The following is a 15,840-nucleotide window of genomic DNA, read 5'->3' on the forward strand; positions in this document are numbered from 1 at the left end:
CGGATACTTTCAGAACCGTTTTAATCTTGATTCTCTTCTTTCAAGCTTTTTTCCATTGCCTTCCAAGCCAATGTTGCGCATTTAATTCTGGCTGGAAACTTGGCAACCCCTTGAAGTGCTTCGATATCGCCTAAATCGATATCCTCATCCACTTCTTTGCCTTGCATCATATCCGAAAAAATCTTCGACAGCTTTAATGCATCTTCGATTTTCTTGCCTTTAATGGCCTGCGTCATCATCGAAGCAGATGACATGGAAATCGAACAACCTTCCCCTTCCTGCTTAGCATCAACGACAATGCCGTCCTCCACCTTCAATGTTAATTGAATACGGTCACCGCAGGTCGGGTTATTCATATTGATCGTATGGCTTCCATCCTCCAAAACCCCGCGGTTGCGCGGGTTTTTGTAATGGTCCATAATTACTCTTCGGTATAGTGCATCTAAGTTAGAAGACATCGCTGAAATACTCCTTCGTTTTGACAAGCCCTTCTACGAGTTTATCAATATCTTCTTCTGTGTTGTATAGGTAAAAGCTGGCACGAGCTGTTGCCGATGCCTTAAGCCATCTCATCAACGGCTGGGCGCAGTGATGGCCGGCGCGGACAGCGATTCCTTCCGCATCCAGAACCGTCGCTACATCATGCGGGTGAACATCACTTAAATTGAAAGTCACTAGACCAGCGCGTTTTGCCGGATCATGCGGACCATAAATCGTCATGCCTTCAACAGTTGACATTTTTTCCAGCGCATAGGCTGCAAGCTTATGTTCATGCTCGACAATATTGTCTAAACCGACTTCATTTAAAAAGTCAATCGCTGCGCCAAGACCAATGGCACCAGCAATAATTGGTGTTCCGCCCTCGAACTTCCACGGCAGCTCTTTCCAGGTTGATTCATATAATTCCACGAAATCAATCATTTCACCGCCGAATTCAACCGGCTCCATTTTTTCAAGCAGATGCTTTTTCCCGTAAAGGACACCAATCCCGGTTGGTCCGCACATCTTATGGCCGGAAAAAGCAAGGAAATCACAATCTAAATCTTGAACATCAATTTTCATATGCGGAGCACTTTGTGCACCGTCAACTACCATAATAGCGCCATTTTCATGGGCAATCTTGGCGATTTCCTTAACAGGATTGATGACGCCAAGCACGTTGGATACCTGCATCACCGACACAATTTTTGTGTTCGGTGTAATAGTCGCCCGAACATCATCTAATGAAATCGTTCCATCCTCTTTGAGCTGAATGTATTTCAGCTGGGCACCAGTCCATTTAGCTACCTGCTGCCAAGGAATGATATTGCTGTGGTGCTCCATATAGGTAATGACGATTTCGTCGCCTTCCTTCAGGTTGGCGGCGCCGTAGCTTGCCGCCACCGTGTTAAGGGAGGTCGTCGTTCCTCTTGTAAAAATAACTTCTTGAATGGATTTCGCATTGATGAACTTACGGACCTTTTCACGGGCACCTTCGTAAGCATCTGTTGCTTTTGTACCTAATGTATGCACACCGCGGTGGACATTTGAATTGTACTCGCGGTAGTATTTGTCAAGTGTTTCAATAACTTGAACGGGCTTCTGCGATGTCGCAGAGCTATCCAGATAAACTAATGGCTTGCCGTTAACTTCCTGGTCTAAAATAGGAAACAGTTTGCGAATATCTTGGATATTCATTATCTTACTTTCCTTTCAATAACTTCCACTAATTGCTCTTTTACTTTCTCAATTGGAAGCTGATTTACCACCGGTGCAAGGAAGCCATGAATGACTAAACGTTCCGCTTCCTTCTTCGGAATACCGCGGCTCATCAAATAATATAATTGCACTGGGTCAACGCGTCCTACAGAAGCAGCGTGGCCAGCCATAACATCATCTTCGTCGATTAATAAAATTGGATTCGCATCGCCGCGAGCTTTTTCACTCAGCATTAACACGCGTGATGTTTGCTCAGCGTCAGATTTAGAGGCGCCATGTTCAATTTTGCCAATTCCGTTGAAGATAGAAGTAGCGTTATCCTTAACAACGCCATGATTCAAGATATTTCCTATTGTATGTCTGCCAAAATGAACAACCTTTGTCGTAAAGTTCTGGGTCTGCTCACCACGTCCAACCACAACAGTTTTCGTATCGCCATTAGAACCGTCACCAAGAAGATTGGTGGTATTTTCAGAAATGGTATTGCCTTCATTCATCATGCCAAGCGCCCACTCGATTCGGGAATCGCGGCCGGTGACACCGCGGCGGTTCACATAGGTTGTGATTCCTTTTGCCAAAGTATCCACAGCACCGTACTGCACCTTTGCATTTGTATTGGCAATTACCTCTGTCAGGATGTTTGCCAAGGTATTGGACTCTTCCACTGTGGAAATATAGTTTTCCACATATGTTAAAGAGCTGTTATCTTCTGCGACGACAAGAACATGGTTAAACAGGTTTGCCTCCGCATTGTCATGAACGAAAACTGCTTGAATCGGTTCCGCAATTTCGATGTTCTTCGGAACATACAGGAAGGCTCCGCCATTGACAAATGCAGCATGAAGAGCAGTCAAACGGTGCTCATCAGCATTGATCGCCTGTGTCATATAATATTTTTTCAATAAATCGCCGTGCTCTCTAGCAGCAGTGAAAATATCGGTAAACACAACACCCTTTGCCTTTAGGTCTTCTGAAAGAGAAATAAAGGCTGGCGTTTGGTTGCGCTGAATATATAAATTTTGTTGTGCCGCATCCAAATCTACTAATGCTTTAACCTCTTCTGGCAGTTCTGCCAAAGATGTATATGGAGCACTTTTAACTGTATGCTGCTCAAACTGTGTAAAATTCCATTTATCTATTTTTGTTTTATCTGGCCGAGGCATCGGCAGTTCGTGAAAATGCTCAAGTGCCTTCAGTCGAAGCTCTTCAAACCAAGCAGGCTCGCTCTTTTCTTTTGAAAAAGAGCTCACAAAACCCTTATCAAACGGTAATGTTGTTTCTGTTGTCATTGCTAACCCTCCTAACAAAAGCTTTTAAGCTTCTTGCTCAACTGTTTCATCTTCAATACCAAGCTCTTGCTTGATCCAGTCATATCCTTCTGCTTCTAAGCGCTGTGCAAGCTCTGCCCCGCCGGATTTTACCACACGGCCTTGCATCATTACGTGCACATGGTCAGGAGTGATATAGTTTAACAGACGTTGATAGTGAGTAATAATTAAGCATCCGAAATCCTCACCGCGCATTTCGTTGACACCTTTTGATACTACCTTTAAGGCATCAATATCAAGACCGGAGTCGATTTCATCGAGAATTGCAATTTTCGGCTCCAACATCATTAATTGCAGTATTTCATTACGTTTTTTCTCACCGCCGGAGAAGCCTTCATTAAGGTAACGCTGCGCCATATCTAGATCCATTTCAAGGTATTCCATTTGCTTATCCATTTTACGAATGAATTTCATTAAAGAAATTTCGTTGCCTTCGCCAAGACGGCTGTTAATCGCAGAACGCAAGAAGTCAGCATTCGTAACACCGTTAATTTCGCTTGGGTATTGCATGGCTAAAAATAGTCCAGCACGAGCGCGCTCATCTACTTCCATTTCTAAAACGTCTTGCCCATCAAGCGTAATGCTGCCACTTGTTACTTCATATTTAGGGTGACCCATGATAGCAGAAGATAATGTAGATTTACCAGTTCCGTTAGGACCCATTATGGCGTGAATTTCGCCGCCTTTTATTTCAAGGTTGACACCCTTTAAAATTTCTTTCCCATCAATTGCTACGTGCAGATCTTTGATTGTTAAAGTTGATCCAGCCATATTCATACCTCCGAAAATGTATTGTATCTTTGCAGACAGATTTTTTAAGATCTTCCACATTCATTCTCACTTTATTCTCATTACAATCTTATAACAAATGAAATTTGTTAGCAACTTTTTAATAGTAATAACTAGCATGTATTTTCACTAAGAACATGCTAAATGAGAATAGCAGGAAGTTTTTAAAGAAAATTCAGATAAAGACTTTTTATGTAATACAAGCCCGAATAAAATGATACCTTATTTTTTGCTAAAATGCCATGGGTGGTTATGGCATCTATTTTTTACTACTTAATGGTCTTTCATGTAATGAATGCAGAAAAGCCAGTGAATCCTCACTGACTTTTCTGCAATATTCCTACATATTTAGTAATTACTCAGTTGCTGCGATAACAGCACCTTTGTATTTTTCCTTAATAAAATCTTGAATTTCTTTCGATTGAAGAACCTCTACAAGTGTTTTGATTTCTTTACGGTCTTTGTCTTCTGAACGAACTACTACAAGGTTGGCTGGAACCACGTCACTGCCTTCAAAGGCAATACCATATTTTCCAATATCAATGCCGCCTTCTAATGCATAGTTGGTATTAATGGCAACCGCATCACCTTCACCGTTTTCGAAAGAAGATGCTAATAATTTTGCTTCAATTAATTTAGGGAACTTCAGGTTCTTTGGATTTTCAACGATATCATCTATTCTTGCGTTTGCACCAACGCCTTCTTTAAGCTTGATTAATCCAGCCTTTTCAAAAATCGGCAGGATACGGCCGTGGTCGCTTAAAGAATCACTCATAATAATGGTTGCACCATTTGGAAGATCTTTTAGACTTTTATACTTTTTTGAGTAAATCCCGATTGGTTCTTTATGAACCCCACCCACACTGACAAAATCAAAATCTTTATTTTCTTTCATCTGCAGATCTAAATATCCAGGTGTTTGGAAATAGTTTGCATCTATTTCTTTATCCTTTAATGCTACGTTTGGCAGAATATAGTCTTGGAAAACTTGAATTTCCAAATCAATACCTTTTTTCTTCAATATTGGCTTTGCAGCTTCAAGTACTTCTGCGTGTGGTACAGCAGTCGCACCAACAACTAATTTTTTGTTCCCATCTTTATCTGCTGAATCATTTTTTGCACCGCCGCAGGCCGCTAAGGCAAATACGGTAAACGCAATGAAGATCAAACCCAGAACTTTTTTCATTTTTACTCCTCCTGTTAACGTTTATCTGTTCTCTTTGTAAAATAATCTCCAATAAATTGGATAATAAAAACTAAGATTAAAATAGCAATCGTTGCCACTAATGTAACCATTGGCCTGTTGCGTTGAAAGCCTTCTAGATAGGCAAAATGGCCAAGTCCACCGGCTCCAATGACCCCAGCCATTGCAGTAAAGCCAACAAGTGAAATCGCCGTAACGGTAATCCCGGAAATTAATGCTGGCAAGGATTCAGGTATTAATACCTTAAAAATAATATGTCCGTGTGTGGCACCCATTGATTGTGATGCTTCAATCACACCTTTATCAATTTCCCTAAGGGCGATTTCCACCATTCGAGCATAAAACGGAGCTGCTCCAATAATCAGTGCCGGCAGTGCAGCATTGGCACCGAGCATTGTTCCAACGAGAACTTTAGTAAAAGGGATTAATAAAACAATTAAGATAATAAAGGGAATGGATCTAAAAATATTTACAAAGCCAGCAATAATAATGTTTACCCCACGGCTTTGCCATATGTTTCCTTTACTCGTTAGAAATAGAAGCAGGCCTAGTAACAAGCCCAAAATAAATGTCGCAAGGACCGAGATGGCGGTCATATAGATCGTTTCACGTGTTGCCAGTAACAGCTCATCCCACTTAACTAATTCCATAAAGTCAGCCATTACTGATCACCTCCACGCCCACTTGCTGCGAGTGAATATAATCGATGGCTTTCTGAATTTCATTAGCTTGGCCATCCAAATGAATAAATAATGTTCCATAAGACCCATTTTGCGTATGAGAAATATTCCCTTGGAGAATATTTACTACGACATCAAAATCACGAATAACACGTGTGATTAATGGCTGTTCTGTTGCCTCCCCAAGAAACGATAGTTGAATGACCTTTCCATGAGGATAGCGCTCTAGCAAATGCTCTGCTGTTTCCTTTGTTTTTTCCGGTTCGGTTACCTGCTGGACAAACCGTTTCGTAATCGGCTGCTGAGGGTTTTTAAATACATCAAGCACCGGACCAAGCTCGACAATCCGCCCACTTTCCATGACCGCCACTCGATGACAGATTTTCCGGATGACATGCATTTCGTGAGTAATCAGCACAATCGTTAAGCCGAATTGTTTATTGATATTCACTAAAAGGTCGAGAATAGAGTCTGTTGTTTGTGGGTCGAGCGCTGATGTTGCCTCGTCACATAACAGCACCTTTGGGTTATTGGCAAGGGCCCGGGCAATCCCGACCCGCTGCTTCTGCCCGCCACTCAACTGTGAAGGGTAGGCGTCATCTCTGCCTTCAAGGCCAACTAACTTGATCAACTCTTCAACTCGTTTTTTCCTTTCCGGCGCGCTCACTCCGGCAATCTCTAATGGAAAAGCGATATTTTCGCTGACTGTTCTTGACCAAAGTAGATTGAAGTGCTGGAAAATCATGCTGATTTCCTGACGGGCTTTTCTAAGCTCTGCACCCTTTATTTTTGAAATCTCCCGGCCAGCCACGTTGACAGTTCCACCCGTAGGCAGCTCAAGGCCATTTAACATGCGGATTAAGGTACTTTTACCAGCCCCGCTATATCCGATCACACCAAAGATTTCTCCTTCTTTTATATCCAGGTTTACTTCATCAACAGCTTTTAGCTGTCCCTGCTTGGTAGAAAAAATCTTTCGTACATTTTTAATGGAAATCATTGAATCACCTACTTCTTGTCCTTATTATAGGATTTGATAATTTTCATGAAAGAATTCTATTTTAGTAAAATAAAAAGCCTCTCCGCAAAGGCAGAAAGGCATCATTATCAAATGAATCCTTTCTCCCATCTTTCAAAGCCGCGGCTTTGTGTGAATTGGCACCATTTCAATAAAATTGACGGTTGCCGGGCTTCATAGGGCACATCCCTCCACCTCTCTTGATAAGAGCAAAAGCTATCCTATATTTAATTATACATGCATTAATACTATTATTATGAAAGTAATAGTATCACGGTTAGATAGTAGTGTCAACGACAAAATTCTACATTTTCAAAAAACTATTTAAGGAAAATTTAGGCATTTGTTTTTAAAGATGTTAAGCCTGTTGCAGCTTCGATTGCGTCCTCTAAATCTTCTACTAAGTCCTCAACATTTTCGATTCCAATGGAAAGACGGATCAAGTCCTCGGAAACACCTGCTGACTTTAATCCTTCCGCATCCAGCTGCTGATGTGTGGTGCTTGCCGGGTGGATAATTAAGCTCTTGGCATCGCCGACATTAGCCACGTGCGCCCATAGGGTGATCGCATCGATTAATTTCGCACCGGCTTCTCTTCCGCCTTTAATGCCAAATACAACCATTGAACCAGCGCCCTTAGGTAAATATTTTTGCGCCAATTCATAGTCAGGATGTGATGGATGCCCCGGATAAGAAACCCATTCAACCGCAGGATGATTATGCAAGTATTCCACTACATTTTTGGTGTTGGCGACATGCTCTTTCATCCGTACATGAAGCGTTTCTAACCCAAGAACAAACTGGAATGAGCTTTGCGGGCTTAGTGCCGGCCCCATGTCGCGGAGAAGCTGTACGCGTGCTTTAATAATATAAGCAACCGGTCCAAGTGCCTCTGCATAAACAAGGTCATGATAGCTGGAGTCTGGCGTTGTTAAGCCAGGGAATTTCGGTGAATTCCAATCGAACTTTCCTCCGTCGACAATGATGCCCCCTGTAGTTGTTCCATTACCTAATATCCACTTAGTTGCGGAGTGAACGACGATATCAGCGCCATGCTCAATTGGACGGCACAAGTATGGTGTTGCAAAGGTATTGTCCACGATAAGAGGAACCCCTGCTTCATGAGCAATATTGGCTACCTTTTCAATATCAAGGATTCTTAAGCTTGGATTGCCGATCGTTTCAGCGAAAACAGCTTTTGTTTTTTCCGTAATGGCGGCACGGAAGTTTTCCGGATTCTCTGGGTCTACAAACTTCACATTAATCCCGTATTTAGGCAGGGTCACTGCAAATAGATTATACGTTCCACCATATAGATTGGATGCAGCAACAATCTCATCACCCGCTTCGGCAATGTTTAAGATGGCCAATGTGATGGCAGACATACCGCTTGCCACTGCCAGTGCGCCAACGCCGCCTTCTAGGAGCGATACTCTTTCTTCGAAAACAGTTGTGGTTGGATTATGAATCCGTGTATATATGTACCCAGGTTCCGCTAAGGCGAATAGGTTGGCGGCATGCTCTGTGCTTTTAAATTGGTAGGCGTTATTTTGATAGATTGGTAGCGCCCGTGCTCCTGTTACAGGGTCTGGTGAGAGGCCACCGTGAACACTTAATGTTTCAAACCTTAACTTCTTTTGTTTTTCTGACATAGTTCTTATTCCCTCCCAATATAAAAATAAAACCCATGCTTCCTATAAGAAGATGGGGGTTCTCCGCTCTTCTTATCTTTCAGAGCCCGTTTGCTCTGCTGGATTTAGCACCGTGTGGTCACCGGTTGCCGGGCTTCAACGGGCCAGTCCCTCCGCCGCTCTTGATAAGAATGTATATTTAGTTTGCTGTTCATTGCTTGAATATTCTAAAAAGATAATACCTGAAGTTTAATTCCGAGTCAATACCTTTGATTAAATTATTTCGGCAAGATTTGTCTGAGCTTTAGTTAAATAAAATAGTGATTCCAGTAATAATGCAGCCCTTAGTGCGCCTTTTACGTTCAGGGCGCCATTACGTTGCAGTACCCTTAATCTTTCTTGCCCTTCGAGAAGTTGCTTTAGTTCTTGTAGGCCGCCATGGATTTGACAATTTGCCTGCTCCTGGTGTGAATCATAGAGGGCGAATATTTCCCCGTTTTTAATAACCAGTTGAACCGATTGCTGTTCGGTGGTGCTTAGGCTAATCCTAAGTTCTGCGTGCTGAATTAGCGGAAGAATATGTCCTTGGTCTTTGAATGTTTTTAAAAAGCTATTAACCTCTTCTATCATTTTAATCACTCCGAAATCCTTGTCTATACCAATTACTATTCAGCAGCGATTTGCCTATTCCTTTATGAATTGCTCGACATTATCTTCGGACGTGTGGGGAAATATTAACATTTCCCGAGAAATATGTCGCACTATGCAAGATACTGGTAAAGTTAACAAAATATTCGTACTTTCTAATTTGCTTTTTAGTAAGTTGGAGTAAAATTGGATATGGGTATTTATAATTATTTGAGAGGATGTGGACTATGCCTACACCAAAAAAATCGCGCGGAGTACCAAAGGAGTTGCTTATGTTACGGGCCCTAAACCCGCGTATGGCACTTGCTGATATAGACAGGAGAAAGTATTACTCTCTTGAAAAAGGCTATCAAGGAGAAGTGATGTTTGATGCTATTACCGAAGGAATGAAGAATAACTGCATCGTAGTAAATGACTTGCTCTTTAAATTGAAAGGAAAATACTTCCAAACCGATACTATTATTATTTTTCAAAAAACAATTTACCTGATTGATGTTAAAAATTTTGAAGGAGACTATATTTATAAATCTGATCCCGACCGTTTTTGTAAAAATGATACCGAAATTGACGACCCTATCCTTCAATTAATGCGCAGCGAATCCAAGCTGCGGCAGCTTCTCGATGAATACAGATTTAATTTGCCGGTTGAATCCTACGTGGTTCATATTAACCCCACGTTCACCTTATACATTGCTCCTCAAAACAATCATGTTATTCTCCCAACACAACTCAATCGCTTCATAAGAAAATTAGAAAATATCCCATCAAACCTGAATGGAGGCCATCAGAGATTGGCAGACCTGTTAATTTCTTTGGATCAAGGTGATTATCCAAATGCCACAAAGCCGACTTATACACATGAGGAGCTGAAAAAGGGTCCTTATTGTTCGAAGTGCAACTCATTTTCGGTTTCTGTTGGGGAGAGGAAAATGGTTTGTAATACGTGTGGGTGTCAGGAGAAACTGGAGTCTGCGGTGTTGCGGTGTGTTGGGGAGTTAAGGTTACTTTTTCCGAAGTTTAAGATTACGACGAATTTGGTGTTTGAGTGGTGCGGGGGCGTTTTTTCTAAGAAAATGATTCGAAGGGTTCTTAAGGAAAACTACAAACTAATAGGACATGGTCAATGGTCGTTTTTTGAGTAAATAATTACCTTTTTGGGTATTGGGGGATAATAAGTTTACGGCCAGGGCACCCATTCCTTTTATTGGTTACCTTTCCCTTTGGATTTACAGCGGGTCGTGCGCCCAATCCCCTATTGGTTACCCCTCCTCTTGGTTTTGCGTCGGACCGGGCACCCATTCCCTTTATTGGTTACCCTTCCTCTTGGTTTTACAGCGGTTTGGGCACCCATATCCCTTATTGGTTACCTTTCCTCTCGATTTTGCGCCGGACCGGGCACCCATTCCCTTTATTGGTTACCCTTCCTCTTGGTTTTACAGCGGTTTGGGCACCCATATCCCTTATTGGTTACCTTTCCTCTCAATTTTGCGCTGGACCGGGCACCCATTCCCTTTATTGGTTACCCTTCCTCTCGATTTTTCGGCAGCTCGGGCTCTAAGACGCCTTAATTGTTATCTTTTTCCTCAAACAAAAAAAACAGACGCCCCACTCGGCGTCTGCTCATCATCTCAAGTATTTTTTTATCTTCTCTAACAAATACGGAACCGAATGAAATGCGTAAAGCGTCTCTTCCACACGCCCATTATCAACAAACAACAGGCACGGCACGCTTTCAATCGCAAAAGACCGAGCCAAATCGGGATAGTAATTTAGGTTCATTTTTCCAATACTAACATCCCCAAGTGCTGCCTCCGCGACAACTAGCATTTTCCCGGCCACTTGGCACGTCCCGCACATGGGTGTATAAAAGTAAACTAGACCGCGCTCGCCGCGCTCCCAAAACGCGGAAAATTCATCTCGATTCCATTCTAACATCAGTAACTTCAGCCCATCTCTAAAAACTCTTTATGCACGTCAATGTTTGCCCCCAGCAAAACCGTTGCTAAGTGGTGCTCTGGGGCGGTTGCCACTTCGCGGTACATTCGGTCTATATATAAATGCTCTGCATTTGGAAATTCCCTTTTAAAAAGCTTGCGCAGCTTTTCACCTGCAGCATCGGCGTCAACAAGAATGTAGACATCTTTGTCCTCAAGAATATCAATCCACTCATCCAACTTTGTGTGACTAATGGTCCCGTTTGTACAAATTATTTCGACGGGCTCTTTTAAAATATTCTTGACCTTGTTTTTGTCCGATTTTCCTTCCACAATAAGAACTTTGTCAACATACGAATCATTCATCATCCATCACCTGATATGAAGTGGTTTACTGTTAACATATTCCGGAATTACTAATACGTGTACACATCTTTGTATGTCAACTATACCATCATTAGTATTTTAAAAATAGGAATTTGCTTAAAAGATGATGGAATCCTTTCATTTCTCAGCACCATCCACCATCATCACAGTCAGTATACTTGGCATCCCGGCCCTCTGTTGTGGTGACATGCTGATATATTTTTTGGCCTTCGGCTTCAAAATGATGTTCGAGCTTCATTTGAACATTCTCTGGAAGCTTACATATGCCGATTGACTGATTTTCCAAAAACAGCTCTAATTCTCCATTTTTGAGCTTGCCCACTACCCGGTCTGTTACGTCTATCTTATGTTGATTCAATGCCATTTTTTCCACCTGCCATATAATTTTATTAATAGTTTCCCCATTAACTCAGAAGAAAAAGTGGTAATAAAAAGAAAAAGCACCCGCAATGGGCGCTTTTTCGCTCAAAAAATTAATCTTCTTTAATCATTTCTTCGTATTGCTCGGCAGTCATCAGTTCATCCAGCTCGCCGCTATTTGAGACTTCAACCACGATCATCCATGCTTTTTCATATGGAGATTCGTTCACATATTCAGGGTTGTCATTCAAATCTTCGTTAATTTCAACAACCTTGCCGCTTACCGGAGAATAAAGTTCGGAAACCGTCTTAACAGACTCAACGCTGCCGAATGGTTCGCCGGCATTGATCTCATCGCCGACTTCAGGAAGTTCAACGAAAACGATGTCTCCTAATTCATGCTGTGCAAAGTCGGTGATGCCAATACGCACGAGGCTGCCTTCGTTTTTTACCCATTCATGTTCTTCAGTATAACGCAATTCTTTTGGTGTGCTCATTGTCTAAATCCCTCCATGATTTTTCTAATAATATCTATCATCGAAATAAATCGATTGCCATTTTAATGATGGACTATTTCGTCCATACTCTCTCAAACTCATCTTCTTTAAAGCCGACAGTGACATGTTCACCGTCTGTTAAAATTGGGCGTTTCAGCAACATGCCGTCAGACGCAAGCAAGTCTAACAGTTCATCTTCGGAAGCGGTCTTTAATTTGTCTTTAACGCCTAATTCACGATATTTCATTCCGCTAGTGTTGAAAAACTTCTTTAATTCCAAGCCGCTTTTTTGATAAAAATCTCGAATTTCCTCACGGGATGGAGGGTTTTCCACGATATGTACAGGCTCGTAATTAACTTCATGCTGGTCAAGCCACTTTTTTGCGTTTCGACATGTTCCGCATTTCGGATACCAGTAAAAAGTCAAAGACATCCTTTCACCGCCTTTTACTAAAATTCAGTCATAATTGAATATTACCATAACTATTTTCAAAATAAAAAATATCCAACCAAACAATTCGACTAATTTCGTGAAAATCCTGCCAAGTTTTGAAAAAATTCAAAAATAAAAAAGGGCCCCTCCATGAACAAAGGGGACCCGGTACAAGATATTAAACTAAATAACGTTCTGCTTCGATGATGACATCGGCAGCTTCGCGTTTTTTCGCAATTACGTTGATTGGAGTGTGGCGAGTCAGCTTTCTTAGTGTGGAAAGCATCATGCGCAGCATGTCGCCTTGTTCAACAGCCACAAGTGTTTCTTTCGCAACAGCTTCGACACGGTTGAACGCTTCTTGGCAGAAGATTTGAGTGTAAAGAAGTTTCTGCTGGTTCTTTTCTGCACCGTCTTTGGCAATTGCTTTTTCAGTGCGTAATACAACAGATTCCATTGAATATACGTCTGAAATGATATCAGCGATATTTGCAAGGATTTCTTGCTCTTTTTCAAGGGCCTTGCCAAATTTTTGAGCTGATAAACCAGCGGCAACTAGCGCAAGCTTCTTAGCTTGCTTTACTAGATATTTTTCCTGTGCTAACGGCTCATCGCCTGGCTCTTCAGGCATTAGCATCATTAATTCTTCTTGAAGGGCCATTGCTTTTTGGAATAATGGAAGCTCGCCTTTGATCGCTTTTTTCACAAGCGTTCCTGGAACAAGAAGACGGTTGATTTCGTTTGTTCCTTCGAAAATACGCTGGATACGGGCGTCACGGTATGCTCTTTCAATTGGATACTCCTGCATGAAACCGTATCCGCCATGGATTTGCACGCCTTCGTCAACCACATGAGCAAGTACTTCACTGCCGAAGAATTTGTTTAATGAACACTCGATTGCGTATTCAGCGATAGAATCAGCAAGTTTCTTAATGTCTTTTGTTTCTTCATCAGAAAGCTTGCCTTGGTTATCTTCATAAAGACCGATTGTACGCCATACAGAGCTTTCAGCAGCATAAATTTCAGAAGCCAATGTTCCGAATTTTTCTTTTGTTAAATTAAATTGAGAAATTGGTGTTTTGAATTGCTGACGGCCGTTTGCATATTTTACAGTCATTTCAAATGCTTTCTTTGAACCGCCCACAGCACCGATTGCAAGCTTGTAACGACCGATATTTAAGATGTTGAACGCGATAACATGGCCCTTGCCGATTTCGCCTAATAGGTTTTCAACTGGAACTGGGACATCTTCTAAAATAAGGGTACGAGTGGATGAGCTCTTGATACCCATTTTCTTTTCTTCAGCTCCGGTAGAAACGCCAGGGAAGCTACGGTCTACGATAAATGCTGAGAACTTTTCACCGTCAATTTTAGCGTAAACAACAAATACATCTGCGAAGCCGGCGTTGGTAATCCATTGCTTTTCGCCGTTTAGAATATAGTGAGTGCCTTCTGCATTTAATTTGGCAGTCGTTCTTGCGCCTAGAGCGTCAGAACCTGAACCTGGCTCAGTTAGTGCGTAAGCGGCAAGTTTTTCACCAGATGCAAGGGCTGGTAAATAGCGTTTCTTTTGGTCCTCGTTACCGAATAAAACGATTGGCAGTGAACCGATACCTACGTGTGCACCGTGGGAAAGCGCGAAACCGCCGCCGCCGGCCATTTTTTCAGTAATTAAAGATGAAGTGATTTTGTCCAAGCCTAAACCTTCGTACTCTTCAGGTACGTCAGCAGCTAATAGACCCAGTTCGCCAGCTTCCTTTAAAAGCTTGACAGTAATATCAAATTCATGGTTTTCAAGACGCTCAAGAACAGGATGAACTTCTTTTTCCACAAAGTCTTCAGCTGTCTTGGCAATCATTAAATGCTCTTCCGTAAAATCTTCCGGGGTAAAGATTTGATCATAAGTAAGATCTTCAATTAAAAAGGCTCCGCCTTTAACGATTTTTTTAGTTTCAGTCATCGAAAATTCCTCCTAATTTTAAATTGGCAGGGTGGGGGCGACTCGCTCGAGGGGATGGCCGCCGCCAAATAAATTAAAGTAATTCAAATACGCCTGCAGCACCCATTCCGCCGCCGATACACATGGTAACGACACCGAATTGTTCCTGTCTGCGTCTTAGTTCATTGATTAGCGTTAAGGTTAATTTTGCACCTGTACAGCCAAGCGGGTGGCCTAATGCAATCGCACCGCCGTTTACGTTCACTTTTTCTTCATCAAGGCCAAGCTCGCGGATGACCTGGATGGACTGGGAAGCAAAGGCTTCGTTTAATTCAAACAGGTTGATATCGGAAACCTCAAGGCCAGCAAGCTTAAGAGCCTTTGGAACGGCAACAACCGGACCGACACCCATGATTTCCGGCGGAACGCCGCCGACAGCGAAGGAGCGGAATCTTGCCAATGGCTTAAGGCCAAGTGCTTCAGCTTTTTCGCGGTCCATAATCATAACTGCAGCCGCACCATCACTTGTTTGTGATGCATTACCGGCAGTTACTGAACCTGTTACCGAGAATGCAGGACGAAGCTTTGCAAGTGTTTCAAGATTTGTTTCCGGACGAACACCTTCATCAACAGAAAACTTGATTGTTTTTTCAACCAGTTTATTGTCTTTACCGACAGAACGGAAAGTAACATCAACTGGAACGATTTCATCAACAAATTTGCCTTCCTGGATGGCTTTGAAAGCGCGTTGATGACTTCTTACTGCAAAAGCGTCCTGCTCTTCACGGGTAATGCCATATTTTTTCGCTACCTCTTCAGCTGTATGCCCCATTCCCATGTAATATTCCGGTGCGCTTTCGACTAGTTTTGCGTTTGGCCGGATCACGTGTCCACCCATTGGCAGCAAGCTCATTGATTCCACGCCGCCGGCGATCGCTGTGTCCGTATGACCAAGCATAATAGATTGTGCTGCATAGGCAACTGCCTGTAAACCGGATGAACAGAAACGATTGACAGTAATGGCTGGAACCGTGTGCGGAAGTCCTGCCAATGCCCCAATGTTTCTTGCCACGTTCATGCCTTGCTCTGCTTCAGGTGTCGCGCAGCCAATGACTAAATCGTCGATATTACCTTCATAATTTCCGGCACGTTTTAATGTTTCTTTAACAACTAATGCTCCCAAATCATCGGGACGAACCTGGGCAAGCGTTCCTTTTTTCGATTTGCCGACCGGTGTTCTTGCTCCGGCAACGATTACCGCTTCTCTCATGCAAGTTCCCTCTCTTTCTTCCAT

17 protein-coding genes and 2 riboswitches are annotated in these 15,840 nt (G+C 42.4%); of the genes, 1 reads left to right on the top strand and 16 read right to left on the bottom strand.

What is annotated here, in order from left to right; translation table 11 throughout:
- Positions 1–20: 20 nt before the first annotated feature.
- The 9 genes from sufU to ACFPA1_RS11240 form a co-directional block, all read right to left on the bottom strand.
- Positions 21–458, bottom strand: coding sequence for a Fe-S cluster assembly sulfur transfer protein SufU (sufU, locus tag ACFPA1_RS11200; protein WP_378582828.1), 438 nt, complete (start codon positions 456–458; stop codon positions 21–23).
- Positions 448–1,677: a cysteine desulfurase gene (locus ACFPA1_RS11205; RefSeq protein WP_378582830.1), complete on the bottom strand. Its 1,230-nt coding sequence runs from the start codon at positions 1,675–1,677 to the stop codon at positions 448–450. Before ACFPA1_RS11205 ends, sufU begins: the two co-directional genes overlap by 11 nt.
- Positions 1,677–2,987, bottom strand: coding sequence for a Fe-S cluster assembly protein SufD (gene sufD, locus ACFPA1_RS11210; RefSeq protein ID WP_378582832.1), 1,311 nt, complete (start codon positions 2,985–2,987; stop codon positions 1,677–1,679). The genes ACFPA1_RS11205 and sufD overlap by 1 nt, the downstream gene beginning before the upstream one ends.
- A 24-nt stretch (positions 2,988–3,011) precedes the next feature.
- A complete protein-coding gene (gene sufC, locus ACFPA1_RS11215) occupies positions 3,012–3,797 on the bottom strand; it encodes a Fe-S cluster assembly ATPase SufC (RefSeq protein ID WP_213144327.1) in 786 nt (261 codons plus the stop codon).
- Positions 3,798–4,170: 373 nt separating this feature from the next.
- A complete protein-coding gene (locus ACFPA1_RS11220) occupies positions 4,171–5,001 on the bottom strand; it encodes a MetQ/NlpA family ABC transporter substrate-binding protein (protein ID WP_213144326.1) in 831 nt (276 codons plus the stop codon).
- A gap of 14 nt (positions 5,002–5,015) precedes the next feature.
- Positions 5,016–5,681 (bottom strand): methionine ABC transporter permease, encoded by a 666-nt coding sequence (locus ACFPA1_RS11225; RefSeq protein WP_213144325.1) that lies wholly within the window; start codon positions 5,679–5,681, stop codon positions 5,016–5,018.
- On the bottom strand, positions 5,674–6,699 hold the full coding sequence (locus ACFPA1_RS11230) for a methionine ABC transporter ATP-binding protein (RefSeq protein WP_378582837.1): 1,026 nt from the start codon (positions 6,697–6,699) through the stop codon (positions 5,674–5,676). The genes ACFPA1_RS11225 and ACFPA1_RS11230 overlap by 8 nt, the downstream gene beginning before the upstream one ends.
- Before the next feature lie 122 nt (positions 6,700–6,821).
- Positions 6,822–6,927, bottom strand: a riboswitch (SAM riboswitch).
- Positions 6,928–7,052: 125 nt separating this feature from the next.
- Complete coding sequence (locus ACFPA1_RS11235) at positions 7,053–8,369, bottom strand: O-acetylhomoserine aminocarboxypropyltransferase/cysteine synthase family protein (RefSeq protein WP_378582840.1); 1,317 nt, start codon at positions 8,367–8,369, stop codon at positions 7,053–7,055.
- Between the two features lie 69 nt (positions 8,370–8,438).
- Positions 8,439–8,540, bottom strand: a riboswitch (SAM riboswitch).
- An 81-nt stretch (positions 8,541–8,621) separates the two neighbouring features.
- A complete protein-coding gene (locus ACFPA1_RS11240) occupies positions 8,622–8,978 on the bottom strand; it encodes an SCP2 sterol-binding domain-containing protein (RefSeq protein ID WP_378582844.1) in 357 nt (118 codons plus the stop codon).
- Positions 8,979–9,223: 245 nt separating this feature from the next.
- Between ACFPA1_RS11240 and ACFPA1_RS11245 the strand changes: the two genes are divergently transcribed.
- Entirely contained in the window at positions 9,224–10,138 is a 915-nt protein-coding gene (locus tag ACFPA1_RS11245; RefSeq protein WP_378582846.1) for a nuclease-related domain-containing protein, read from the top strand.
- 481 nt (positions 10,139–10,619) lie between these two features.
- Here the strand turns inward: ACFPA1_RS11245 and ACFPA1_RS11250 are convergent, their stop codons facing one another.
- From ACFPA1_RS11250 to ACFPA1_RS11280, 7 genes are all read right to left on the bottom strand, one after another.
- Positions 10,620–10,931: a thioredoxin family protein gene (locus ACFPA1_RS11250; protein WP_213144320.1), complete on the bottom strand. Its 312-nt coding sequence runs from the start codon at positions 10,929–10,931 to the stop codon at positions 10,620–10,622.
- Between the two features lie 8 nt (positions 10,932–10,939).
- Positions 10,940–11,296, bottom strand: coding sequence for a toprim domain-containing protein (locus ACFPA1_RS11255; RefSeq protein WP_213117825.1), 357 nt, complete (start codon positions 11,294–11,296; stop codon positions 10,940–10,942).
- A gap of 145 nt (positions 11,297–11,441) precedes the next feature.
- Positions 11,442–11,681: a YusG family protein gene (locus tag ACFPA1_RS11260; RefSeq protein ID WP_213144319.1), complete on the bottom strand. Its 240-nt coding sequence runs from the start codon at positions 11,679–11,681 to the stop codon at positions 11,442–11,444.
- 109 nt (positions 11,682–11,790) lie between these two features.
- The gene (gene gcvH, locus ACFPA1_RS11265; protein WP_213144318.1) at positions 11,791–12,174 is read right to left on the bottom strand and encodes a glycine cleavage system protein GcvH; all 384 of its coding nucleotides are present in this window, start codon (positions 12,172–12,174) and stop codon (positions 11,791–11,793) included.
- A gap of 73 nt (positions 12,175–12,247) precedes the next feature.
- Positions 12,248–12,607 (bottom strand): arsenate reductase family protein, encoded by a 360-nt coding sequence (locus tag ACFPA1_RS11270; RefSeq protein ID WP_213144317.1) that lies wholly within the window; start codon positions 12,605–12,607, stop codon positions 12,248–12,250.
- A 178-nt stretch (positions 12,608–12,785) separates the two neighbouring features.
- The gene (locus ACFPA1_RS11275; protein WP_378582851.1) at positions 12,786–14,567 is read right to left on the bottom strand and encodes an acyl-CoA dehydrogenase family protein; all 1,782 of its coding nucleotides are present in this window, start codon (positions 14,565–14,567) and stop codon (positions 12,786–12,788) included.
- 73 nt (positions 14,568–14,640) lie between these two features.
- Positions 14,641–15,816, bottom strand: coding sequence for an acetyl-CoA C-acetyltransferase (locus tag ACFPA1_RS11280; protein ID WP_378582854.1), 1,176 nt, complete (start codon positions 15,814–15,816; stop codon positions 14,641–14,643).
- Positions 15,817–15,840 lie beyond the last annotated feature (24 nt).

Source organism: Neobacillus sp. GCM10023253 (genome assembly GCF_042653105.1).
Lineage (GTDB): Bacteria > Bacillota > Bacilli > Bacillales > Cytobacillaceae > Neobacillus > Neobacillus citreus.